Below are 22,852 nucleotides of genomic sequence, written 5' to 3' on the forward strand. Positions count from 1 at the left end.
TAGGGATGAAACAGGTCCCCGAGCGCCGATTCGTGGGAGCCCCGCACCTGGTGCGGGGTTCCTTCGTATACGTGCGCGCACTGTCCCCCGAGGAGAACCGTGCTGCTGGCATACATCGACGAGATTGGTGAGACTGGGGCCTTCGTGTCCCATGAGCACCTGAGGTTTCACACGAGCGCAGCCTTCGGTTATGCAGGCTTCATTATCCCGGAGGAGGCAGTGCGAGGGCTTGGCGCACGATTCGCCAGGGAGAAGAGAAATCTGTTCGCTGCTGAATTGGCAGATGTTGAGCACCCGGGACGGTGGGAGCGTAAGGGTGCGAGCATCTTTCAGCCGACGACTCCTGACCGATACCCCCAACAGCTGCGGGTCTTCAACGCGCTCGTCGGCTATTTGCGTAGCAAAGAAGGATTTCTCTTCTACTACGCCGATGAGAAGCCCCTCGGTACGGCCAAGCAGACTCGTCTGGACCCTGCGGTGCGTGAGGCGCAGGCGATGGAGGAGTGTCTCAACCGTCTTGCCCGACATGCCGATACCCGCAGACAGAACATTCTCGTGATGATCGATCAGATCAATGAGAAGACACGCGCGGACCGGCTGCCAAAGATGTATGGGCACATCCTCGGTCGGGCGAGCGAACACCGCGAGATGCGCCGTATCGTCGAGCCTCCCATGCACATCGACTCTGAGCTGAGCTCCGGCATCCAACTCGCTGACTGGGTAGCTGCCTGCGTCACGCGCGCCATCGACTACCAGCTGGTCAGGACTTCCCGGCACCAATGGATTGTGGAGACGCCACTGCTGACGACTCTTCAAGGGGCGTTCACGTACGAATCGAAGGCGCACCTTCATCAACGAGCGGTGGATGACATCGTGCACTCCGACGTTTTCAAGCGGAAGCGACCTCTCTATCCGGTGCCGATAGGCCAGCATCTGGGTGCCTCTATCGATCCCGACGTCGCGCGCAAGATGCGAGGTATTGCTGAAAGTCGCAGGAACTGACCTTCTCGTTGACTTGATGGGGTCCAATCAGCACGATCGCACGCCAATCAGACGCCGACGCCCTCGGGCTCGGAGGCCTGAGGCAGACCGCTGCCGCGCCATTGCTCATCCCCGACTCCTGCCGCGTGAGTGTGCCTAGCACGGAACCACTCGGTGCCATCACAACGAAAAATCCCCCTCACGACGCCCAGGACGAAACAAAGCCAGGAGTCAGTTCATACGTTGGGCCCCGCACTCAGTGCGGGGCCCAACGTGCGCTGTGCGTGGACTGCTCAGGCCAGGCGCTCGGCGCTCGCGCCCGGTCGCGTGACGATGGTTGAGGCCCTGGCCCCGGCCTCGGGGAAGACGGCGCGGTAGCGCTCGAGCCACTCGACGGCGAAGGCATCGGCGTCCCCACGCGGCACGATGGCGTAGGTCGAGCCTCCCCAGCCCGCCCCGAAGGCCGAGGCGCCCAGCGCCCCCATCTGACGGGCCACAGACACCAGAGTGTCCGTCTGTGGGACCTGGTTGAGCAGGTGGGAGCCGGCCAGCGCGTGCGAGCGCTCGAGCACCTCGCCCACCGCGGTGTCGCCGGCCGCGATGGCCGCCGCCCCCGCGGGCACGAGCACCAGGGACTCCTGGAGGAACTGCTCGACGCGGCGCCGCTCGTAGCCCGGCTCCGTCAGCGACAGCAGCGCCCCCAGTGCCGGGTCAGCGGCGGCCTCCTCGCCCGTCGCCTCACCGATGAGGCTGGCCACCGCCTGAGCCAGGAACTCGTCCGAGCGGCCCGTCGTCCCGTTCCACCGCGCCAGCACGCTGCGCAGCGTGAGCGGTCCCCGGTTGTAGTCCGCCAGGGCGGTCCCCGTCTTCTCCGCCGCGACGCCGCTGACGCCGACGACGAAGGCCCAGTCCCCGGGGAAGGACACGGCTGTCAGGACCTCCATGGGGGCGAAACGGGCCAGCAGGAGCGTGTCGGGCGCACCGCAGAGCATACCCGTGTGGTCCTCGCTGCCGCCCTGCGTGCCCACGCCCTCGGCACCCAGGAGCTCGCGCCACGGGCGGCCGGCCTCGACACCGGCGAGGTAGCCCGCCGTCGCCAGGCGGTCCGGGACGTTGCGCGTCCACAGGTCGGAGGCGGTCCAGCCGTTGAGGTCCGCCAGGGCCAGCGCGCTGGCGCACACGAGGGCCGAGGACGAGCTCATCCCCGAGGCCGGGGGCAGGTCCGAGGTGATCGTCAGGTGCGCGGCCACCGGCTCGCACAGGCAGGAGAAGTTCTGTGCCAGCCGGTCCAGGACCGTCTGCAGGTAGCGGCCCCAGTGCCCGCCGGGCAGGGCCGGGTCGGTGCCGACCGACAGGGAGACGGGCTCACCGCCCGCCGTCGTCGTCGCCGTCAGAGAGCCGACCGGGCCGTCCACCACCTCGGCGGTGGCGGTGATGCCGCGGTCGACGGCGCCCACGAGCACCCGCCCGCCGGCGTAGTCGGTGTGCTTGCCCAGGACCTCGATGCGTCCGGGCACTCGCCAGGTGACGGGTGCGCTCACAGCACGACCGCCGTCCCGGCCAGGCGGGCCTCGACATCCGCGACGTCCTCGCGGCGCGACAGGTCCAGCACGGCGCCCTCGGTGGGCACGACGACGACCGGCCCGGGCAGGGCCCGCACGGCGTCGACGATCTCGTACTCGCCACGCGCGGAGGGACTGATCGAGCGGCAGGCGTCGAAGATCTCGGGGGTGAAGCCGAAGCAGTTCATCGACAGCAGGGCGTGCTCGCCCGCGGCCTCGACCACCTCGGGGGCGGGCTTTTCAATGATGTCGGTGAGCACGCCGTCGGCGGCCTCAACCAGGGCGAAGGCGGCTACGCGCTCGGCGGGGATGTTGGAGCCGGCGACCAGGGCGGCGCGGTCGAAGCCCAGCAGCGCGTTGCCGCCACGCTCGGCCAGGTCGCGCATGCCCTCGACGGGGTAGTAATTGTCCCCGTTGACCATGAGGAAGGGCTCGTCGCCGATGACCTCGGCGGCGGACAGGACGGCGTCGGCCGTGCCCCGGGGCTCGACCTGGACCGCGAACTCCACGCGGATGCGGCTCAGGCCCAGCGAGTCGATGTGGGCGGCGAAGTCATCGTGCTCGGGTCCGACGACGAGGACGACCCGCTCGATGCCGGCGTCGGCCAGGGCGCTCATGGAGTAGTCGATGAGGCGGTGCTCGCCGATGGGCATGAGGGCCTTGTAGCCGACGGCGGCGGCGGCGGCCTGGGCGGCCGTCATGCCCGAGGCGTCGGAGGCGGCGCGCATGCGCGTGCCGAGCCCGCGGGCGAGAACCAGGGCGGTGCGGGTGCGAGCGGGGGCCGGGGTGGTGTTGTCAGTCATGTCCTCAGTCCAGTGCGTAGTAGGTGGCGATGGTGTCGGCGACGGCCCGGGCCTCGTCGTGGGTGGGCATCTCGCAGAAGACGCGCAGCAGGGGCTCGGTGCCGGAGAAGCGGATGGTGGTCCAGCCTCCGTTCGTGAAGTACACCTTGCAGCCGTCGTCCCAGGTGATCTTCTCAGTCTCCTGCCCCAGGGCGGCGAAGTCCGGCAGGTCGTGGGCCTCGAAGATCCGCGAGGTGAGATCGCTGCGGCGCTCGGCGGTGAAGCCGTAGGCGCCCTCGACCATGACGAGCTCGCCGTAGCGCTCGACCAGGTCGGCGTAGAGCTCGGAGAGCTTCGTGCCGGAGGCGGCGACGGCCTCGACCAGGAGGCTGCCGGCGTAGACGCCGTCCTTACCGGCGATGTGGCCGCGCACGGTGAGACCGCCGGAGGACTCGCCGCCGATGACGGCGTCGGTCTCGGCCATCTTGGCGCTGATCCACTTGAAGCCCACGGGCACCTCGTAGCAGACCTGGCCGTGGGCCTGGGCGACGCGGTCCAGCAGGTGCGTGGTGGACATGTTGCGCACGGCGGGACCGGACCAGCCCTTGCGGGTGAGCAGGTAGTCGTAGAGCAGGACGAGCACCTGGTTGGGGGTGAGGTAGTGGCCCTTGTCGTCGATGATGCCCAGGCGGTCGGCGTCGCCGTCGGTCGCGATGCCCAGGTCCGCGCCGGACTCGAGGACGGCGTGGCGCAGGGCGGTGACGGTGCCCTCGGTGGGGGAGGGCATGCGACCGCCGAAGAGGGGGTCGTGGCGGTCGTGGATGACGGAGACCTGGCAGCGGGCGGTCAGGAGGATGGTCTGCAGGCTCGTCTCGGAGACGCCGAACATGGGGTCGAGGACGATGCGCATGTGTGCGTGGCGGATCGTGTCGATGTCGAGCTTGTCGATGATGGCGTCGAGGTACCAGTTGAGGGATTTCTGGATGGTGACGAGCTCGCTGGTGCGGGCGACGTGGGGCTCGACGGAGCGGACATCGGCGTCGGTCAGGGTGGCGACGTGGGCGGTGAGCTCGTCGGTGACATCGACGTCGGCGTCGCGCCCGCCGGGTAGGAAGATCTTGATGCCGTTGTAGAGGGCCGGGTTGTGGGAGGCGGTGACGGCGATCCCGTAGGCGGCGTCGAGGTTGCGCACGGTCCACATGGTGGTGGGCGTGGGGGAGGGGCGGTCGATGATGGTCACGGGCACGCCGTTGGCGACAAGTACCTCAACAGCCCACCAGGCGGCGGTGTCGGACAGGAAACGACGGTCGTAGCCGATGACGACGCGCCCGGGCCTCCCGTCGGGGCGGAAGGCCGCCTCTTCGTTGATGCGGTCGGCGAGGCCCTGCACGAGGAGGCGGACATTGGCCTTGGTGAACTCGTCTCCGATGATGGCTCGCCAGCCGCCGGTGCCGAACTTGATCATGAGAATGCCTTTCTCGTCAGCCGCGCAGGCTTGTGCGGGTCTCGTCGTTGAGTGCCGTTGTGCTCGGGCGTCCCCACACCGAATACTTCGGACTTCGAACAAACTACCGGACGCGCCCGCGACGCGCCAGCCCCACCATCGACGTCGGGTCCTCCAGCACCGTCTCCAGCGCCACTCGCGCCGCCCCGGAGGACGGCGCCCACTCGCCCAGGGAGGAGACCTCCAGCCTCACCAGCGAGCGCACGTCCAGGCGCCGCTCCGCCAAGGCCGCCGCCGTCGGAGCGAGCAACACGTCCGCAAAGGCCGCCGGCCAGCCCGAGAGCACGATGACCTCCGGGTTGAGCACGTCCACCAGCAGCGACAGGCCCCGCTCCAGGCTCACCTGCGCCGCGGCCAGCCGCTCCTCCAGCACCGGGTCCCCCTGCTCGAAGCGCGTGCGCAGCAGTGCCGTGCGCTCACTGACCGGCTGCGAGGCGTCACGCACCGGGTCGTCGTCGGGATACACCGCCGCCACCGACTCAAAACCGATGAGCGTCTCCCAGCAGCCGCGCCGCCCGCACGGGCACCGCGCGCCGTCCGGCTCCACCGGCATGTGCCCCACCTCGCCGGTGTAGCCCATCCACCCGTGCAGTACGTGCCCGTCGACGACGATGCCCGCGCCTATGCCCTGCCCGCCCGACAGGTACAGCAGGTTGCTCACCTGCGCACAGGTGTCATGGACGGCCAGCGCCGCGAGCTTGGCGTCGTGTTCGATGAGGACCGGCGGCACCTCGATCTCGCCGTGGCCGACCTCGACCAGGGACATGTTAATCGCCTCCGATACGCCGGAGGCGAGGTCCACGTCGTGCCAGCCGAAGGACGAGGAGTAGTGGACCCGGCCGGTGCCGTAGTCGAGCAGGCCCGGCTGGGCCAGGACGACGGCGGGCACGGCGGTCCCGGCGGAGGCCAGCCGCACCAGCTCCTCCGCCAGCACGACCCCGATCCGCGCGATCACGGCGCCCGGGTCGCGGCTCGGGTCCTGCACCGGCTTGGAGCGCTGGGACAGCACCTGGCCCGTGAGGTCGGTTGTGGTCAGCAGCAGGCAGTCGGGGCTGATCTCCAGGCCGACACCGGCCACCACCCCCTCGGCCACGTGCAGCGAGGTGCTGGGGCGTCCCACGGCCCCGGAGGCCGCGGTCCCGCCCTCGGTGACGAGCCCGAGGCCGGTCAGCTCGCTGACCAGCGTGGAGACCGTCGCCTTCGACAGGCCGGTGGCCTGCGACAGTGCCGTGCGCGAGAGCGGCTCGGCTTTGAGGCTGCGCAGGATGAGCGACAGGTTCGACACGCGCACATCCGTGGGGGCTTTGGGCACGGCCGGACGTGTGGCGGCCAGGAGGGCGGCAGGAGTCATATCCATGCCGGGCTGGGCCGCTCGTGCCATGTCCCGCCTTTCTTCTCCCGACGCGCACACCATAGTGCCTTAGTGCCTTAGTGCCTACGGGCCGTGCGTGGGACGAGCCCCGGGGCTGGGTGATACTAGGCGCCTGCGCATCGATGAGAGGAATCCCATGACGTACGCCCTGCCCGCCCCCGACGCCGCCCTGCTTGCCGGACTCAAGGGACGCAGCTTCCTGCGCGAGCTGGACTTCACCCCCGCCGAGTGGATGACCCTCATCGAGCTGGCCGCCGAGCTCAAGGCCGACAAGAAGGCCGGCCTCGAGGTCAAGCGCCTGGAGGGCAGGAACATCGCCCTGCTGTTCGAGAAGACCTCCACCCGCACCCGCTGCTCCTTCGAGGTCGGCGCCCACGACCAAGGGGCCCACGTCACCTACCTCGACCCCTCCGGCTCCCAGATGGGCCACAAGGAGTCCGTGGCGGACACCGCCCGCGTCCTGGGCCGCATGTTCGACGGCATCGAGTACCGCGGGGACTCCCAGGCCAAGGTCGAGCAGCTGGCCGCCCTGTCCGGTGTGCCCGTGTGGAACGGCCTGACCGACGACTGGCACCCCACCCAGATGCTGTGCGACTGCCTGACGATGATCGAGCACGCCGGCAAGGCGCCGTCGGAGATCTCCTACGCCTACGTCGGTGACGCCCGCTTCAACATGGGCCGCTCGCTGCTGGTGACCGGCGCGATGATCGGTGCGGACGTGCGGATCGTCGCCCCCCAGAACCTGTGGCCGGACGAGGAGTGCGTGGCCGATGCCCGTCGCGTCGCCGCCGAGACGGGCGCGCGCGTCACCCTCACCGAGTCCATCGAGGAGGGTGTGGCCGGCGTCGACTTCGTCCACACGGACATCTGGGTCTCCATGGGTGAGCCCAAGGAGGTGTGGGACGGGCGCATCGCCATGCTGCGCCCCTACCAGGTCAACGGCGCCCTCATGGCCCTGGCCGGCGAGCAGGCCAGGTTCATGCACTGCCTGCCCGCCTACCACAACCGCGAGACCGCCATCGGCGAGGAGATCTTCCAGGCCACCGGCATGGACGGCGTGGAGGTCACCGAGGAGGTCTTCGAGTCCGAGGCCTCGATCGTCTTCGACCAGGCCGAGAATCGCATGCACACGATCAAGGCCGTCATGGTGGCGACCCTGGGAGACTGACCCCGGCCCGGCCACCCGGCCGTGGGGCCGGGCGTCGTCGTGTCCGACGGCGTCGTCCCAGCCCGGCGGGTCCGGCAGCCCCGCCGTCGGGTACGGCTCGGGGGCTGTCAGACGCTGGGCACAGGCCGACGGCGCAGCCCCCACCAGCCGAGCAGCAGGCCGAGCACCCCGACCGCCCCCTGTGCCACCAGCGGGCCCCAGGCGGTTGGGGCGCCGACCTCGACGACGTGGCCGAGCACAGACACGCCGAGCAGCCACCGCGGCAGATCGAGGAGGCCCCCGAGGAACACCGTGAAGACGCTCCACGCCACCACCGCCCAGGAGGTGCCGGCCAGCCGGGGCGCCAGACCGACCAGGGCGAAGACGGCCCCGAGCACTGCCAGCATCCCCACGCCCTGGGACAGGGTGTAGGTCCAGGCCCGCTGCGCCGCCTGCTCACCGGGGAACTGCGAGCCGGCCACCGCCGCCGTCGCCCCCGCCGTCACCACCAGCATCACCGCGCCCAGCGCGGCGGCGTCGATCACGCGCGCCCAGTACCAGCGGCTGCGCGAGACGCCCTGGGCGAGCACCATCTCGGTGAGCCCGCCGCGCTCGTCCGTCACCGCACCCAGTGCGCGCAGGACGACGGCGACGACGACGAGCAGCACGTTGAACTCGGCCACCAGCAGCAGGTAGGTGGCGGCGATGCTGCCCGGCCCGGTGAGGGCGGCCAGCGCGGCCGCCGCCTGCTCCGAGGCTCGCAGCGCGTCGCCCATCGCCGCCCCCATGCCGGTGAAGAGCACGGTGAGCACGCTCAGCGACACCAGCCACCACATCGCGCTCCGGGCGCCCAGACGCACCAGCAGATCCAGCGGCCCGCGCACACGCCGACGACGGCGAGAGGCCGTCAGCTCCGGCAGCAGGGCGGCACCGGTGTCCCGGCGGTGGTGGAGCAGCGCCGCCAGGCCACCGGCCGCCGTCGCCACGCCCAGTCCGACGACGAGGGCCCCGCCGTCGTTGGCGCCATAAGGGTCGACGAGGTCGCGCCATGCCAGGGGGGTGAACCACCTCAGCCATGACGTCCCGGTCGTGTCGGCCACCACCCGCAGCGCGAAGGCGACGGCGAAGCCCAGCAGCCCTGCGCCGCGCACCGCCGTCGGCTCCCGGAAGAGCTGGGCGAGCACAAGCATCACGGCCTCGAAGACCAGGCCGACGACGAGCAGCTGGGCCGCGTACACCCAGGCGCCCGCGACCGTCATCTCCGCAACAGTCAGTGCCGCCGCGGTCAGGAGCAGGCCCGTGCCGACGCTGAGGACGGTCAGCAGCGCTGCGACCCACGCGGCCGGCGCGACGAGCGGTGCCCAGCGGCCCGCACCGGCGCCGCGGGTGAGCTCGACCAGCCCGGAGTCCTCCTCGCCCCGCGTGGCTGAGGCCGTGAGGACGACGGCGAGCAGCGCCGCGCACCACAGGACATAGGCGCCGGTCTCCCAGGCGAAGACCTGCCCCAGGTTCCCGGGGGAGGGTAGGCGGCCCATCAGGACGCTCATTGCCGGGGAGGCGGTGGCGAGGTCGATGACCGCCCGGCGGGAGGCCGCGTCCGGGTAGGTGCGCTCATAACTCGGTGGTGCGACGGCGACGAAGGCCCACAGCACGAGCAGCCACACGGCTGCGACCCTCCTGCGTCGGCGGGTGAGCACACGCAGGAGCACGACGGCGCCGTGCACACCCTGCACACCTTGCAGTTCTTGCAGTGTGTGCCGGCGGGGCCGCCCGGGAGACCCCGCGACGGGCGCTCTCTTGATGCGCTCGGTGCTCACGACAGCACCCGACGCACACCGGTCTGCCGGGAGGGTGCACTCTCGTAGTGGGAGAGGAACAGGTCCTCCAGGGTCGCCGGCTCCACCCGCACATCCACCAGGCCCCGGGCGGACACCTCCGCCAGGACCGGCGGCAGCAGCGCGGAGGGGACCTGGAGGACCAGACGGCTGCGGTCGCCGTCGTCGGAACGACTCACCGAACCCGCCTCGCAGCCGGCCGCCGTCAGGGCACTGAGCAGGTCAGGCACGGCTGCCGCCTCCACCCCCAGGCTCACCCGGATGTCCGTCAGCGCCTGCAGAGCGGCCAGATCCCCGTCCTGGACGACCCTGCCCCCCTTGATGATCGTCACCCGCGAGCACACGGCCTGCACCTCGGCGAGGATGTGGCTGGAGAGCAGCACCGTCGCCCCGCGCGCCCTCAGTCCGGCCACAACCTCGGTGAAGACGCGCTCCATGAGGGGGTCCAACCCGCTCGTGGGCTCGTCGAGGATGAACAGGTCGACGGGGGCGGACAGGGCCGCGACGAGCGCAACCTTCTGCCGGTTGCCCTTGGAGTAGGTGCGTACGCGCTTGGACGGGTCGAGGTCGAAACGCTCGATGAGCTCGGCCTCCGCCGCCGTGTCCCGTGCGCCCCGCAGGCCCGCGAGCGCGTCGAGGGCCTGGCCGCCGGTGAGGTTGGGCCACAGGGCGACGTCGCCGGGCACGTAGGCCAGGCGGCGGTTGATGGCGGCCGCCTGCGTCGTCGGGTCCTCTCCCAGGACCCGCACGGAGCCGGCGTCGGGCTGGTAGAGGCCGAGCAGGGTGCGGATCGCCGTCGACTTGCCTGCACCGTTGGGGCCGAGGAAGCCGTGGACGGTGCCGGGCTCGATGCTGAGGTCGAGGCCGTCCAGGGCGGTGACGCGGCCAAAGCGCTTGACCAGCCCGGAGACCTCGATGGGGCGTGTGGGCTCAGGCATGGAGCCACTCCTGTCTGACGGTGGGGTCGAGGACATCGATGAGCGTGGGGTCCGCGGCCATCAGGGCCAGGAGGTCCCGGACGACCGCCTGCTGGAGGGGGTCGGGGTAGGCGACGCGCAGGAGCAGGCCGTAGGTGGACCACAGGCGTGCGGAGAACCTGCCGCCCGGAAGCGTGCGCAGCAGGTCGTGCGAGACCTGCTTGTGCCGTTCGAGCAGCCCCCACAGGTCCGCGGTGAGGCCGCGGCGCAAGTCATCGGTGCGCGGGTCCCGCAGGTCGAGTCCCTTGAGAGCGTTGAACCGCTCGAACAGATCTGCCATGACGTCGCGCTCGGCGGTGTCGAAGTCGTCGAGGGCGAGGTCGATGGTCGTCGTCGGGAACAGGCCGGTGCCGGCCAGCAGCGTCATGGCGTGCTGCTTGTTGCGCAGGATGCGGACGGCACCGGGGGAGGTCAGGCGCTGCTCGAGGTCGGAGTAGAAGGTCTCCAGGGAGGAGGGCAGCGGGGACAGCCGCTCGCCGCTCGACGCCTTGGCGATGAGCTGGTCGATGCGTCGGCGCTGGTGGAGCAGCTCATCGATGCGCCGGTCGATCTCGGTGCGCGTGGCGCGCAGGTCGGCGAGCGTCGTGTCCTCCGGGCGCGACGGCAGCGGGGCGGCGGGGGAGTCGGCGGAGCGCGTCGGGCGTGCTGGGGGCGTGGGCTCGGCGGAGCGCGTCGGGCGTGTCGGGTGCGCCGCCTCGTCGTCGAGGATCTGGGCGATGCGCTCGAGCGACAGGCCCGACTCGCTGAGCCAGCGGATGCGCAGGAGGCGGGCCAGGTGCTCGAAGCCGTAATCGCGCTGCATGCCGCGGGTGGCGGGCACGGGCAGCAGGCCGAGCGCGTGGTAGTGGCGCACGGCCCGCGTCGTGGTCCCGGCCAGGTCGGCCATCTCCTTGACTCTCACGGTCGGTATCTCACACAGTGACGCAACGTCGCTGTCAAGGGTGCTGTCGCGGTGCGCGAGGTGGGGTGCAAGCACACGCTGGGTGTCCGTGCACTCCCGGGTGAGCTGTCGCGGTGCGCGAGGTGGGGTGCAAGCTCGACGGCGCCAGCGGCGATCTCGCCCCGCGCAGTTTGGACCACGCGCCAGGATTTTGGACCACCTTGCCCCGTTTGGACCACCTCGTTATACCAATACGGTGGTCCAAACTGCGCCGACGTGGTCCGAACTGCGCTGACGTGGTCCGAACTGCGCCGACGTGGTCCGAACTGCGCGGGGTAGGCGGGGTAGTCCGGATCGCTGCCCTATCCTGCGGACATGACCCACGCAGCCGCAGGAGCGATCAACCTCGCCGCCCTCCGCGAGCTCGACCGCACCGGTCTGCTCGACGGCATTGACCGGGCCCTCGTGTGGGAACTGCCCCTGCGCACCCGCTTCCGCGGTATCACCCGACGCGACGGCATCCTGCTGCACGGGCCCGCCGGTTGGGGCGAGGTCGCGCCCTTCTGGGACTACGACGCCGACGCCTGCGCCCCCTGGCTCGCCAGCGCCCTCGAGCAGGCCCACACCGGCTACGCCGACCTGCCCCGCCACCGCGAGACCGTGGACGTCAACGTCACCATCCCCGAGGTCGGCGAGGACCGTGCCCGCGCCCTCGTCACCGCCTCCGGCGCCACCACCGCCAAGGTCAAGGTCGCCGGAGCCGACGACGCCCTGGCCGCCGACATCCAGCGGCTGCGCGCCGTGCGCGACGCCATCGGCCCCGACGGCCGCGTGCGCATCGACGTCAACGGCGCCTGGGACCTCGACACCGCCCGCCGGGTCCTGCCCCTCATGGACGAGGCGGCCGATGGGCTTGAGTACGCCGAACAGCCCTGCGCCCGCGTCGAGGACCTCGCCGCCCTGCGCGAGAGCGTCCGCGTGCCCTTGGCCGCCGACGAGTCCGTGCGCCTGTCCGACGACCCGCTCGCCGTGCGCCGCCTGGGCGCCGCCGACATCGTCGTGCTCAAGGCCGCCCCGCTGGGCGGCGTGCGCCGCGCCCTTGCGCTCGCCGAGCGTCTGGCCCTGCCCGCCGTCGTCTCCTCCGCGCTGGACACAAGCGTCGGCATCGGCGCCGGCAGCGCGCTCGCGGCCGCCCTGCCCGACCTCACCCACGCCTGCGGCCTGGGCACCGTCACCCTGCTCACCACCGACGTTGCCGTCCCCAGCGCCGTGCCCCGGGCCGGCCGGTTGCCCGTGAGGACCCCGCACGTGTCCGAGACCTTGCTGGCCGCCGCGCGCGCCGACGCCGAGCTCACCGAACGCTGGCAGACGCGCCTGGGCCACATGATCGGGGCCCTGCGGACCCGGCGCGAGCGGGAGGCGGGCGGCGGCGCCCTCGTCGGAGAGATCCCCCTGTGAGCTCTGTGAGCTCCGAGGCCGCCCCGGGCGGTACTGCCCAGCAGGCCGGCCCGGCCACCGGGCACGCACCCGCCCAGAGCCCCTCCGTCCTCGCCGCCCACGCGGTTCTCACGGCCCTCGTGCGCGCGGGCGTGCGCGAGTTCGTGCTGTCCCCCGGATCGCGCTCGGCCCCCTTCGTCCCCGTCCTGGCCGCCGCCCAGGCCCAGGGGCTGCTGCGCGTGCGCGTCGTCCTGGACGAGCGCAGCGTCGGCTTCGTCGCCCTGGGGATGTCCCGTGCCGCCCTCCTGACAGGCCGATGCGCGCCGGCCGCCGTCGTCACCACCTCCGGCACGGCTGTGGCCAACCTGCACCCCGCGGTCCTCGAGGCCGACGCCGCCGGGGTGCCTCTGCTCGTCATCTCCGCCGACCGCCCCCACGAGCTCGTCGGCACGGGGGCCTCCCAGACCACGGAGCAGACGCGCCTGTTCGAGCCGGCGACGCGGCTCGTGGTGGACCTGCCCGCCGACATCACCGCCGACCTGGGCCAGGAGCGGGGGACGACGGCGATCATGGGGCAGGTGCGGCGCGCCGTCGAGGCCGCCTGCGGTGGGCTGAGCCACGACCCCGGTCCGGCCCAGCTCAACGTGCGCCTGCGGCCCCCGCTCGTGCCCGTGCCCGGTGCGGTCCTGGGGATCGAGGCCGCCCATGAGCTGCCGGAATCCGGTGTCTGGGGAGCGGTCGCTGACGACACCATCGAGCCGACGGCGGGTGGGCGGGGTCCCGGCCGGCCCGCCGCCCACCGGCCCGCCGCCCACGAGCCGGCCCCTGTGCCCGGGCAGCCCCCGACGGCCCTGGCGGTCCCGGGCCCCGCTGAGCGTGGCCTCGTCGTCGCCGGCGACAGCCCGGACGGCACCGGCGCCCTCGCCCGCGACCTCGCCGAGCACCTGGGCTGGCCCCTGCTGGCCGAGCCCACTTCGGGTGCCCGCGGCGGCCACCTCGCCCTGACCCGTTACGCCGAGTTGCTGGCCACCCCCGCGGGCCAGGAGCTCGCCGCGCAGGCTGAGCACGTCCTCGTCCTGGGCCACCCCTCCCTCACCCGCCCCGTCAGCGCCCTGCTCGCGCGCACCGACATCCCCGTGGATGTCCTGGCCTCCACCCCGCGTTGGACCGACGTCGCAGGCGCCGCCACCCGCGTGACCCCGCTGCCCGCGGACCTGACCGGAGCCCCCGGCGCCGCGCACCTGTCCGGCACCCTGGGCCTGCGCCCCGCCCCCGCCGGGTGGTCCGCGCAGTGGGCCGACGCCGTCGCCGCCCTTCCGGCGGCCCTCGAGCCGGGTGCTCTCACCAGTGCCGCGGCCGCCGTCGCCGTGTGGGAGGCCGGGCTGCGTCCCGGGGCCCCGCTCCTCGTCGTCGGCTCCTCCATGGCCGTGCGCCACCTCGACCGCCTCGCCCGACCCGCCGAGGGGCCCGCCCCGAGTGCGGTGGCCAACCGCGGCCTGGCGGGCATCGACGGCACACTCGGCACGGCCCTGGGCCTGCACCTGGCGGCGGGGGAACCGGTGCGGGTCGTCGTCGGGGACCTCACCTTCCTCCACGACGCCATGAGCCTGGGCCGCGGGACGCTGGAGAGCGAGCCCGACCTCCAGGTCGTCGTCCTCGACGACCACGGCGGCGCGATCTTCTCCACCCTGGAGTACCCCGGCGCGCTGGAGGCGCAGGTGGTCGAGCGCTTCCTCACCACGCCGCAGGCCACCGAGGTCGCCGCCCTGGCGGCGGCACTGGGCGCGCACGTGCACCAGCCGGGCACCCTCACCGCCCTCGACGAGATTCTGGCGCGTCCGGTCGGGGGTCTGAGTGTCGTTCACCTGGCGTTCTGAGCGGGCTGACCTCACTCGCTCTCAGCAAAGTCCCAGGCCGAGGTCGGTGAGAGTTCAGACGTCAGGAGTTTCCTTCAAGCGTTTGCGACACGGGGCCACGGGCCCGAGGAGGACAGGATGAGCACGAACGACGAGTTGAACACCGGGCAGGACGCGGCCGGGACCGGTGGTGCCGGCGACCCGCGGTCGGCCGGTAGCGCCGGCGGCGCTGGGGGTGCCGGGAGCGCCACAGTCGGGGGCTCCGTCGCCTCAGGCTCGTTCCATGCGCCGACGAGCCCCTACACCTCAGTGCCGCAGGTTCCCGCCGGGTACTCCTTCGCGCGGGCGTCGGGCTCTTCGGCCACCTCCTCCGCCCCGGACCCCTTCGCCGCCCGCCCGACCTGGGCCGCCGCGCAGTCCGGCGCCCCGGTGGGGCCGGTCGGCCCGGCCACTGCGGCAGGCGACGGCCCTCAGACACCCGCCCGCCGACGCCGGGGACCCGGCTGGGGCGGCATCGTCGCCGTGAGCCTCGTGAGTGCGATGCTCGCCTGCGGTGGCACCGTCGCCGCCCAGCACTATCTCGACGGCGCCCCCGCCCCCGCGGCCACGGTCAGCGCCGGCGCCCAGCACACCGGTGGGACCACGCAGCCTGTCGCCCAGACCGGAACCTCACCCGACTGGCAGTCCGTCACCCAGGCCGTCGCCAACTCGGTCGTCTCCATCACGGTGACCACCGCCTCCGGGACCGCCGTCGGCTCCGGGGTCGTCTACGACGCCGCCGGGCACATCCTCACTAACCACCACGTGGTCGCCGGTGCCTCCCGGATCCAGGCGACCCTCGCAGACGGGCGCATCTACGAGGCTGAGCTCACCGGTTCCGACGCCGCCACGGACCTGGCTGTCATCCAGCTCGTCAACAGCCCCGACAACCTCACGGTCGCCCGCTTCGGTGACTCCGACGCCGTCGCCACCGGCCAGGACGTCATGGCGATCGGCAACCCCCTGGGCCTGTCCTCCACCGCGACGACGGGCATTGTCTCGGCCCTCAACCGGCCGGTCGTCACCAGCCGTGAGGAGAACGGGGGTGAGTCTGAGGCCCCGGGCGGTGGCTTCGAGCCGGGCATGCCCTCGCGCGCCGCCGCCTCCCCGGTGGTCACCAACGCCATCCAGATCGACGCGGCCATCAACCCCGGCAACTCCGGCGGGCCGCTGTTCGACGCGAGCGGCGCGGTCATCGGCATCACGAGCTCGATTGCCTCGACCGGGTCGAGCGACTCCGGGTCGATCGGCATCGGCTTCGCCATCCCGTCGAACCTCGCGGCCAAGGTCGCGGACCAGCTCATCGGGACCGGCACGGCCACGCACGCCTACCTGGGGCTGTCCATCACCAACGGTGACGCCATGACTGAGGGTGAGACCTACGCGGGTGCGCTCGTGGGCGCGGTCGAGCCCGGCTCGCCGGCGGACGAGGCCGGCCTGAAAGAGGGCGACGTCATCACGGCGATCAATGGCAAGGCGACCAGCCAGTCGGTGGCGCTGACGGGCTTTGTGCGCCAGTACTCGGCCGGCGACGTCGTCACGCTCACGGTGGTGCGCGATGGCCGGACCCTGGAGATGACCGCGACGCTCGCCGAGCGCACGGATTCTTGAGGGCCTCGGCCGGGACCCGGGGCTCAGTCGGCGCCGAGGGCGGACAGGACCGGGCGCATCTTGGCGCGGGTCTCGGCGAGTTCGTCCTCAGGATCGGAGTCCGGCATGATGCCGCCCCCGCCGAAGACGCGCGCCGGCGCGCCGGGCCCCGCCCCCGGGCCGCTGAGCTCGGCCGAGCGCAGCGCGATGCACCACTCACCCTCGCCGTGCCAGTCCACCCAGCCGACGGGCCCCGCGTAACGCCCCCGGTCCATGCCCTCGAGCTCGTCGATGAGCGCCACCGCGGCCGGGGTGGGAGTGCCGCCGACGGCGGCCGTCGGGTGCAGCGCCTTGACAAGGGACAGGGCGCCGGTGTCCCCGGCCACGACGCCGGAGATGTCGCTGGCCAGGTGCAGGACGTTGGGCAGGGTCAGGACGAAGCGCTCCGGGGCCTCGACTACTGAGCACAGCGGCTCCAGCGCCTCGATGGCCGAGGCGCGTGCCAGCGCGTGCTCGCGGTTGTTCTTGCCGTCCGCCTCGAGCCAGGCCGCCAGGCGCGCGGCCTCGGCCTCCCGCTCGGCCGCGCTACCGGGCCGACGGCGGGCTGTGCCCGCCAGGACACGGCTCTCGAGCCGCCGCTGGCGGAGGCGCACGAGCAGCTCGGGGGTCGCCCCGACCATCCCGTCGATGCTGAAGGTCCAGCAGGAGGGGTAGTCGTGGGCCAGGCGGCCCAGGAGGTCGCCGGTGGGCAGGTGCCGCGCGGGGGTGACGAGCACGTCACGGGCGATGACCACCTTGTCCGCCTCGCCGGCCCGCATGTGCTCCTGCACAGCGCGCAGCTCGGCGAGGTACTCGGTCTGCGTGCGGGCTCCGGTCGTCACGTCGGCCCCAGTGGCAGCACCCCCGGTAGGACGGGTGCCGACGGCGGTCCCGGCGCCCGCACCACCCGCCCGCCTGGCCAGAATCTCGGCGACGACCTCCGCCGCCGACGCCGGCTCCTGCCCGCTGGGTGCCGCCGTCGTCACCCAGGCGCCCTCCTCGTCGAGACCGACGAGCACACGCGGCACGAGCAGCACCGAGCGCTGAACCGAGCGCGCCGAGAAGGTGATCGCGCCCAAGGCGACCGGCCCGGTACCCGGGCGCACCAGCGGGTCGCGCCACCAGGAGGCGTAGACAACCTCGCGCCAGGCCGCACGCAGGTCATCCACCCGCGCCGCGCCACGCGCCTCGATCTCGAGCAGACGCCCCCAGCCGACGAGACCGCGGTCATGACGCACCCAGGAGACGGCGTCGCCCCGCCCGGCGAGCAGGCCCATGAGCCCGCCCTCCGTGTCGAGACCAAGGCCGCGGACCTGGTCATCCACGAGCCGGTCGGTGCGGAAGAACAGACGGGCGGGGGCCATGCGCACGGCGGTGGCCTCGACCACGAGAGGGCAGGGGGCCGCCCCGGTGCCGTCCGCCACGGCTCAGGCGGCGGGATTGGTGGCCCGGTGGACCGCGACGATGCCGCCGGACAGGTTCTTGTAGGCGACATCGCGCCACCCGGCCTCCTGCATGAGGGCGGCCAGGGCCTCCTGGTCCGGCCAGGCGAGGATGGACTCGCCCAGGTAGGAGTAGGCGTGCGTGTTGGAGGACAGCAGCCGTCCCGCGGCCGGCAGTGCGCTGCCCAGGTAGAAGCGGTACGCCTCGCGCAGGGGCCGGTAGACGGGGGTGGAGAACTCGGCGATGACGACGCGGCCGCCGGGGCGGGTCACCCGCCTCATCTCCGACAGGGCCCGGACGGTGTCCTGGACGTTGCGCAACCCGTAAGAGATGGTGACGACGTCGAAGGAGGCGTCCGCGAAGGGTAGCGCAGTGGCGTCCCCGGCGACGAACTCGATCTCGGGGTGGAGAGCCTTGCCCTTGGAGACCATCCCGATGGAGAAGTCGCAGGCGACAACCTCGGCGCCGTCCTCGGCGTAGCCGACGCTGGAGGTGCCGGTGCCTGCGGCGAGGTCGAGGACGCGCATGCCGGGGCGGGCGGCGACGGCCGCACGGGTCGCGTGGCGCCACACGCGCACCTGCCACAAGCTCATGACGTCGTTGGTCAGGTCATAGCGGTGTGCGACGGCGTCGAACATGCCGGCGACCTGACGGGGGTCCTTGGCGAGGGTGGCTCGGGTCATGGGCACATCATGCCGGACGCCGGCCCAGGTCCGTCTGGAGGCGCAGCAGGTAGCCGTCGGGGTCCTGGACAAGGAACTGGCGCACCCCGAGGAGCACGTCGTCGGCCCGGTACCAGACCTCCTCGGGCTCGAGGAACAGCGGCCAGCCCGAGGAGGCCAGGCGCCCGAGAACAACCTCCAGGTCCGGCACCCAGATCTCCAGGTTGATGCCCCGGCCCAAGGGCGGCTCAGGGGAGCCGGTCAGCCACGAGCGCTCGATGCTCAGCGTGTCGAGCATGACGTGAGCGCGTCCCAGAGCCAGGTAGGCGAAGCCCTCCTCGCGGCGGGTGTACCTGATCGTGAAACCGATGAGACAACACCAGAATTCGAGGGAGGCGTCGAGGTCCCTCACGCTCAGCTCGGGGACCAGGGCGGGAACGTCAGCGTCCTCATGGGTGGGCTCAACACTCATCCTTCGAGTCTGTCGGCTGTGCCTGACGGGAGCAACTGGGACCCAGGTCCTGCCGCGGGGGTCGTAAATTCGTCAGGCGGCAAGGTGCTAAATCGCGGTGGTGAACCTGCCCCGAAAAAGGGGTTGCGTGCGACACTTCCTTACGATGACAACGGAAAGTCTCCCAGTGGCAGCCCTGGCCAGAGCGTCGGCGCCGCCTGGGTACATTCCGTGACGGCCCCTTCTGCCCGGGGCCGCGTCGAGGACCCCACGACGAGGCAGAAGCCCTGAGGAGGTGCGCAGGACCGTGAGTGCCAACACGTGTACGCCGCGCCCCTTGCTGCGGGTCGCTGTCGTCCTTGACCACCCGAGCTCGACAAGGACGGTGCTGCACGCATGAACCCCTACGTCTCCCTGCTCATCATGGCAGCGGTCGCCCTCGTCGTCGCCGCCGGAGGCCTGGTGCTCAGCGCCATCGTGAGCCCCAACAAGCGCAACCGGGTCAAGACCGCCAACTACGAGTGCGGCATCGACCCCACGCCCTCCAACACCGAGCACGGGCGCTTCCCCGTCGGCTTCTACCTCGTCGGTATGACCTTCATCATCTTCGACGTCGAGGTCGTCTTCCTCTACCCCTGGGCGACGGCCTTCGCCGAGCTGCGCATCTTCGGCATGCTCGCGGCCCTCCTCTTCATCGCCCTCATCACGGTGCCCTACGTCCTCGAGTGGCGCCGCGGCGGCCTTGACTGGGACTGACCCGGCCGCCCGCACGACGTCGCACCCACGAAGAACAGCGAGCCACAGCATGGACAAGACAGAGTTCAAGGCATACCGGGCCAAGATGCTCGACATCCCCTCCAAGCGCGGGGACCTGCGCGCCGAGGCCGCCGAGTCGGTTGACAGCCCCGGCTTCCTGCTCACCAGCGTCGAGAAGCTTGCGGGCCTGGCCCAGGCGCGCTCCCTGTGGCCCGTCACCATGGGCCTGGCCTGCTGCGCCATCGAGATGATGGCCACCGCCGGCCCCCGCTTCGACCTGTCCCGCTTCGGCTGGGAGGTCTTCCGCGCCTCGCCGCGCCACGCCGACGTCATGATCGTCTCCGGCCGTGTCTCCCACAAGATGGCGCCGGTCATCCGCAACGTCTACGACTCCATGCCCGAGCCCAAGTGGGTCATCTCCATGGGAGCCTGCGCCTCCAGCGGCGGCATCTTCAACAACTACGCCGTCGTCCAGGGCTGCGACCACGTCGTCCCCGTGGACATCTACCTGCCCGGCTGCCCGCCGCGCCCCGAGATGCTCATCAACGCCATGCTCGAGCTCACCCGCCAGATCGAGAACAAGCCCCTGTTCCGTCACCGCGAGGAGATCGCCCGCGCCGTCGAGGCCGCCGCCCTCGCCGCCACCCCGCTGTCCGAGATGAAGGGGGAGCTCGCGTGAGCACCGAACCCGAGAGCAACGCCGTCGAGGCCCCCGCCCCGGTCCCCGAGGTCGCCGGACGTGAGGTCCGCCCCGAGCTGCGCCTGGAGGTCATCGCCACCCACGCCGGCCACTTCGGTGCCTCCGACGCCGGTGACACCACCGGCTACGGCGGCACCACCAGCGTCGTCACCCTCGCCCCCGCCGCCACCCGGCCCTACGGCTCCTGGTTCGACGACGCCGTCGACGCCCTGATCGAGGACCTCACCGAGGCCGGCACCGAGCCCGCCGACGCCATTGAGAAGGTCGTCATCGAGCACGGCCAGCTCACCCTCTTCGTCACCCGCGAGCACCTGCTCGACGTCGCCCGCCCCCTGCGCGACGACCAGGACCTGCGCTTCGAGCTGTGCCTGGGCGTCACGGGCGTGCACTACCCGCACGACACCGGGCGCGAGCTGCACGCCTGCTACGAGCTCGTCTCCCTCACCCACGGCGGGCGCCAGATCCGCCTCGAGGTCACCGCCCCCGACGGCGACGCCCACGTGCCCTCCCTCGTGAGCATCTACCCCGGTAACGACTGGCACGAGCGCGAGACCTGGGACCTCATGGGCATCGTCTTCGACGGCCACCCCAACCTCACCCGCTCCGCGATGCCCGACGACTGGGTCGGCCACCCGCAGCGCAAGGACTACCCGCTCGGCGGCATCCCCGTCGAGTACAAGGGCGCCACCACGCCGCCCGCTGACTCCCGGAGGTCGTACCGCTGATGAGCACCGCTTCCACCCCCCGGGCCTCCCGCCCCGCGCTCGACTCCCTCGCCGAGGGCGCCCCCCAGTGGACCGCCGAGGGCGGCGACTGGCAGGACATCGCCGACCAGATCGCCACGCGTGACGAGCACGACCGCCTCGAGCACGACCGCATCGTCGTCAACATGGGCCCCGTGCACCCCTCCACCCACGGCGTTCTGCGCCTGCTGCTGGAGATCGACGGCGAGAAGGTCACCGAGGTGCGCGTCGGCACCGGCTACCTGCACACCGGCATCGAGAAGAACATCGAGTACCGCACCTGGGTCCAGGGCGAGGCCTTCGTCACCCGCATGGACTACGTGGCGCCCTTCTTCCAGGAGGTCGGCTACGCCCTCGCCGTCGAGGAGCTCCTCGGCATCACCGACCAGATTCCCGAGAAGGCCACCATCATGCGGGTCGTGCTCATGGAGCTCAACCGCATCGCCTCCCACGCCATCGCCATCGGCACCGGCGGTAACGAGCTCGGCGGCTCCACCCTGCTCACCATCGCCTTCCGCATGCGCGAGCACATCCTGCGTGCCTTCGAGATGGTCTCCGGCCTGCGCATGAACCACGCCTACGTGCGCCCCGGTGGCCTCGCCCAGGACGTGCCCGAGGGCTTCAGCGACTTCGTGCGCTCCATCATGCCGATGGTGAAGAACGACCTCGGCGAGCTGCGCGCCCTGCTCCTGGAGAACCCCATCCTCAAGGACCGCTTCATCGGCATCGGCGAGATCAGCCTCGCCCACGGCCTGGCCCTGGGACTGACCGGCCCGTGCATCCGCGCCGCCGGCTACCCGCTCGACATGCGCAAGATCCAGCCCTACTGCGGCTACGAGACCTACGACTTCGAGGTCCCCACTTACGAGCGCTCCGACCTCTACAACCGCCAGCTCGTGCGCTTCGACGAGTGCGACCAGTCCCTGCGGATCATCTCCCAGGCCCTGGACCGCCTCGACGCCGTCACCGCGCGCGGCGACGACCCCTCCAACACGACGATGGTCGCCGACCCCACCATCGCCTGGCCCGCCCGCATGGCCATCGCCACCGACGGCCAGGGCCAGTCCCTGGAGCACGTGCGCGAGATCATGGGCACCTCGATGGAGTCCCTCATCCACCACTTCAAGCTCGTCACCCAGGGCTTCCAGGTGCCCGCCGGGCAGGTCTACCGCACCGTCGAGCACGCCAAGGGCGTCCTGGGCGTCCACGCCGTCTCCGACGGCGGCACCCGCCCCTACCGGGTCCACTTCCGCGACCCCTCCTACTCCAACCTCCAGTCCCTGGCCACGATGGGTGAGGGCGGCATGATCGCCGACCTCGTGCCCACCCTGGCCTCGATCGACCCCGTCCTGGGAGGCGTGGACCGCTGATGACCACCCAGCACACCCCGAGCACCACCGGCGCCTTCGGCTACACGCCCGAGGACGAGGCCCGTCTGCGCAACGAGTTCGCCCAAATCACCTCGCGCTACCCCGCGGGTCACGAACGCAGTGCCCTCATCCCCATGCTCCACCTCGTCCAGAGCGAGGACGGCTACGTCGCGCCGCGCGGCATCGCCCTGTGCGCCGACGCCCTGGGCCTGACCCGCTCCGAGGTCTCCGCCGTGGCGACCTTCTACAGCCAGTTCCGCCGCCACCCCGCCGGGCAGTACCACGTCGGCGTGTGCACCAACGCCCTGTGCGCCGTCATGGGCGGCGACGACATCTGGGATGCCGTGTCCGCCCACACCGGCCTCGCCAGTGACGAGACCAGCGAGGACGGGCGCATCAGCGTCGAGCGCGTCGAGTGCAACGCCGCCTGCGACTACGCCCCCGTCGTCATGGTCAACTGGGAGTTCTTCGACAACCAGACCCCCGCCAGCGCCGTCGACCTCGTCACCCGCCTGGAGCGGGGTGAGGACGTCACCCCCACCCGCGGCCCCGAGACCCTGCCCACCTTCCGTGAGAACGAGAGGCTGCTGGCCGGCTTCGAGGACGGTCGCGTCGACGAAGGACCCGGCGCCGGAGAGCCGAGCCTGCGCGGCCTGCGCCTGGCCCGTGAGCACGGCTGGACGGCCCCCACCGCGGTCGAGGAGGACAGCAAGTGAGCGAGCAGCA

The 22,852-nt window shown here is 71.7% G+C and carries 20 protein-coding genes; 10 read left to right on the plus strand and 10 right to left on the minus strand.

Translation table 11 applies throughout. From position 1 onward, the window contains the following. Positions 1-99 precede the first annotated feature (99 nt). Complete coding sequence (locus ID810_RS01870; protein ID WP_166856363.1) at positions 100-1,002, plus strand: DUF3800 domain-containing protein; 903 nt, start codon at positions 100-102, stop codon at positions 1,000-1,002. A 272-nt stretch (positions 1,003-1,274) separates the two neighbouring features. Here ID810_RS01870 and ID810_RS01875 read toward each other — a convergent pair whose 3' ends face one another. From ID810_RS01875 to ID810_RS01890, 4 genes are all read right to left on the minus strand, one after another. Continuing rightward, on the minus strand, positions 1,275-2,522 hold the full coding sequence (locus ID810_RS01875) for a galactokinase family protein (RefSeq protein ID WP_166856360.1): 1,248 nt from the start codon (positions 2,520-2,522) through the stop codon (positions 1,275-1,277). After that, entirely contained in the window at positions 2,519-3,346 is an 828-nt protein-coding gene (locus ID810_RS01880) for a nucleotidyltransferase family protein (RefSeq protein WP_166856358.1), read from the minus strand. Before ID810_RS01880 ends, ID810_RS01875 begins: the two co-directional genes overlap by 4 nt. A 4-nt stretch (positions 3,347-3,350) precedes the next feature. Further along, positions 3,351-4,790 carry a phosphoglucomutase/phosphomannomutase family protein gene (locus ID810_RS01885; RefSeq protein WP_166856356.1) on the minus strand — a complete coding sequence of 480 codons (1,440 nt, stop codon included), beginning with the start codon at positions 4,788-4,790 and terminating at the stop codon, positions 3,351-3,353. 103 nt (positions 4,791-4,893) lie between these two features. Continuing rightward, positions 4,894-6,210, minus strand: coding sequence for an ROK family transcriptional regulator (locus tag ID810_RS01890; protein ID WP_235931569.1), 1,317 nt, complete (start codon positions 6,208-6,210; stop codon positions 4,894-4,896). Between the two features lie 127 nt (positions 6,211-6,337). Here ID810_RS01890 and argF point away from each other — a divergent pair, with 127 nt between their 5' ends. Then, the gene (argF, locus tag ID810_RS01895; protein ID WP_166856354.1) at positions 6,338-7,369 is read left to right on the plus strand and encodes an ornithine carbamoyltransferase; all 1,032 of its coding nucleotides are present in this window, start codon (positions 6,338-6,340) and stop codon (positions 7,367-7,369) included. 107 nt (positions 7,370-7,476) lie between these two features. On the opposite strand, the gene ID810_RS01900 is transcribed toward argF, so the two are convergent. The 3 genes from ID810_RS01900 to ID810_RS01910 form a co-directional block, all read right to left on the minus strand. Then, positions 7,477-9,072 carry a Tat pathway signal protein gene (locus ID810_RS01900; protein ID WP_166856352.1) on the minus strand — a complete coding sequence of 532 codons (1,596 nt, stop codon included), beginning with the start codon at positions 9,070-9,072 and terminating at the stop codon, positions 7,477-7,479. 89 nt (positions 9,073-9,161) lie between these two features. Beyond that, on the minus strand, positions 9,162-10,121 hold the full coding sequence (locus ID810_RS01905; RefSeq protein ID WP_235931568.1) for an ABC transporter ATP-binding protein: 960 nt from the start codon (positions 10,119-10,121) through the stop codon (positions 9,162-9,164). Then, positions 10,114-11,070, minus strand: coding sequence for a MerR family transcriptional regulator (locus ID810_RS01910; protein ID WP_413227885.1), 957 nt, complete (start codon positions 11,068-11,070; stop codon positions 10,114-10,116). Before ID810_RS01910 ends, ID810_RS01905 begins: the two co-directional genes overlap by 8 nt. Positions 11,071-11,415: 345 nt before the next feature. Here ID810_RS01910 and ID810_RS01915 point away from each other — a divergent pair, with 345 nt between their 5' ends. From ID810_RS01915 to ID810_RS01925, 3 genes are all read left to right on the plus strand, one after another. Then, positions 11,416-12,498: an o-succinylbenzoate synthase gene (locus ID810_RS01915; RefSeq protein ID WP_166856346.1), complete on the plus strand. Its 1,083-nt coding sequence runs from the start codon at positions 11,416-11,418 to the stop codon at positions 12,496-12,498. Further along, complete coding sequence (menD, locus tag ID810_RS01920; RefSeq protein WP_328703755.1) at positions 12,495-14,354, plus strand: 2-succinyl-5-enolpyruvyl-6-hydroxy-3-cyclohexene-1-carboxylic-acid synthase; 1,860 nt, start codon at positions 12,495-12,497, stop codon at positions 14,352-14,354. Before ID810_RS01915 ends, menD begins: the two co-directional genes overlap by 4 nt. A gap of 117 nt (positions 14,355-14,471) precedes the next feature. Beyond that, positions 14,472-15,983 carry a S1C family serine protease gene (locus ID810_RS01925; RefSeq protein ID WP_166856344.1) on the plus strand — a complete coding sequence of 504 codons (1,512 nt, stop codon included), beginning with the start codon at positions 14,472-14,474 and terminating at the stop codon, positions 15,981-15,983. Positions 15,984-16,006: 23 nt separating this feature from the next. Here the strand turns inward: ID810_RS01925 and ID810_RS01930 are convergent, their stop codons facing one another. The 3 genes from ID810_RS01930 to ID810_RS01940 all read right to left on the minus strand — a co-directional run bounded on the left by ID810_RS01930 (position 16,007) and on the right by ID810_RS01940 (position 18,578). Then, complete coding sequence (locus tag ID810_RS01930; RefSeq protein ID WP_166856491.1) at positions 16,007-17,365, minus strand: isochorismate synthase; 1,359 nt, start codon at positions 17,363-17,365, stop codon at positions 16,007-16,009. A gap of 63 nt (positions 17,366-17,428) precedes the next feature. After that, complete coding sequence (locus tag ID810_RS01935) at positions 17,429-18,127, minus strand: demethylmenaquinone methyltransferase (protein ID WP_166856342.1); 699 nt, start codon at positions 18,125-18,127, stop codon at positions 17,429-17,431. Positions 18,128-18,134: 7 nt separating this feature from the next. Continuing rightward, positions 18,135-18,578, minus strand: coding sequence for a bleomycin resistance protein (locus ID810_RS01940; protein WP_166856341.1), 444 nt, complete (start codon positions 18,576-18,578; stop codon positions 18,135-18,137). 375 nt (positions 18,579-18,953) lie between these two features. Between ID810_RS01940 and ndhC the strand changes: the two genes are divergently transcribed. From ndhC to nuoE, 5 genes are read left to right on the plus strand one after another with little or no spacing between them, the layout of a single operon-like run. After that, entirely contained in the window at positions 18,954-19,313 is a 360-nt protein-coding gene (gene ndhC, locus ID810_RS01945) for an NADH-quinone oxidoreductase subunit A (protein ID WP_166856339.1), read from the plus strand. 49 nt (positions 19,314-19,362) lie between these two features. Further along, positions 19,363-19,992, plus strand: coding sequence for an NADH-quinone oxidoreductase subunit B (locus tag ID810_RS01950; RefSeq protein WP_188232554.1), 630 nt, complete (start codon positions 19,363-19,365; stop codon positions 19,990-19,992). After that, positions 19,989-20,738: an NADH-quinone oxidoreductase subunit C gene (locus ID810_RS01955; RefSeq protein ID WP_166856337.1), complete on the plus strand. Its 750-nt coding sequence runs from the start codon at positions 19,989-19,991 to the stop codon at positions 20,736-20,738. Before ID810_RS01950 ends, ID810_RS01955 begins: the two co-directional genes overlap by 4 nt. After that, positions 20,738-22,126, plus strand: coding sequence for an NADH-quinone oxidoreductase subunit D (locus tag ID810_RS01960; protein WP_166856334.1), 1,389 nt, complete (start codon positions 20,738-20,740; stop codon positions 22,124-22,126). The genes ID810_RS01955 and ID810_RS01960 overlap by 1 nt, the downstream gene beginning before the upstream one ends. Beyond that, positions 22,126-22,842 (plus strand): NADH-quinone oxidoreductase subunit NuoE, encoded by a 717-nt coding sequence (gene nuoE, locus ID810_RS01965; RefSeq protein WP_188232555.1) that lies wholly within the window; start codon positions 22,126-22,128, stop codon positions 22,840-22,842. The genes ID810_RS01960 and nuoE overlap by 1 nt, the downstream gene beginning before the upstream one ends. The last annotated feature ends 10 nt before the right edge of the window (positions 22,843-22,852 follow it).

The sequence above is a fragment of the Actinomyces respiraculi genome, from assembly GCF_014595995.2.
GTDB lineage: Bacteria > Actinomycetota > Actinomycetes > Actinomycetales > Actinomycetaceae > Actinomyces > Actinomyces respiraculi.

Bases quoted from the DNA above. Each gene is read 5' to 3' on its own strand.
- ID810_RS01880 (WP_166856358.1), bottom strand. From the start codon at position 3,346: ATGACTGACAACACCACCCCGGCCCCCGCTCGCACCCGCACCGCCCTG.
- ID810_RS01885 (WP_166856356.1), bottom strand. From the start codon at position 4,790: ATGATCAAGTTCGGCACCGGCGGCTGGCGAGCCATCATCGGAGACGAG.
- ID810_RS01890 (WP_235931569.1), bottom strand. From the start codon at position 6,210: ATGGCACGAGCGGCCCAGCCCGGCATGGATATGACTCCTGCCGCCCTC.
- argF (WP_166856354.1), top strand. From the start codon at position 6,338: ATGACGTACGCCCTGCCCGCCCCCGACGCCGCCCTGCTTGCCGGACTC.
- ID810_RS01905 (WP_235931568.1), bottom strand. From the start codon at position 10,121: ATGCCTGAGCCCACACGCCCCATCGAGGTCTCCGGGCTGGTCAAGCGC.
- ID810_RS01915 (WP_166856346.1), top strand. From the start codon at position 11,416: ATGACCCACGCAGCCGCAGGAGCGATCAACCTCGCCGCCCTCCGCGAG.
- ID810_RS01925 (WP_166856344.1), top strand. From the start codon at position 14,472: ATGAGCACGAACGACGAGTTGAACACCGGGCAGGACGCGGCCGGGACC.
- ID810_RS01930 (WP_166856491.1), bottom strand. From the start codon at position 17,365: ATGGCCCCCGCCCGTCTGTTCTTCCGCACCGACCGGCTCGTGGATGAC.
- ID810_RS01935 (WP_166856342.1), bottom strand. From the start codon at position 18,127: ATGACCCGAGCCACCCTCGCCAAGGACCCCCGTCAGGTCGCCGGCATG.
- ID810_RS01940 (WP_166856341.1), bottom strand. From the start codon at position 18,578: ATGAGTGTTGAGCCCACCCATGAGGACGCTGACGTTCCCGCCCTGGTC.
- ndhC (WP_166856339.1), top strand. From the start codon at position 18,954: ATGAACCCCTACGTCTCCCTGCTCATCATGGCAGCGGTCGCCCTCGTC.
- ID810_RS01950 (WP_188232554.1), top strand. From the start codon at position 19,363: ATGGACAAGACAGAGTTCAAGGCATACCGGGCCAAGATGCTCGACATC.
- ID810_RS01960 (WP_166856334.1), top strand. From the start codon at position 20,738: ATGAGCACCGCTTCCACCCCCCGGGCCTCCCGCCCCGCGCTCGACTCC.
- nuoE (WP_188232555.1), top strand. From the start codon at position 22,126: ATGACCACCCAGCACACCCCGAGCACCACCGGCGCCTTCGGCTACACG.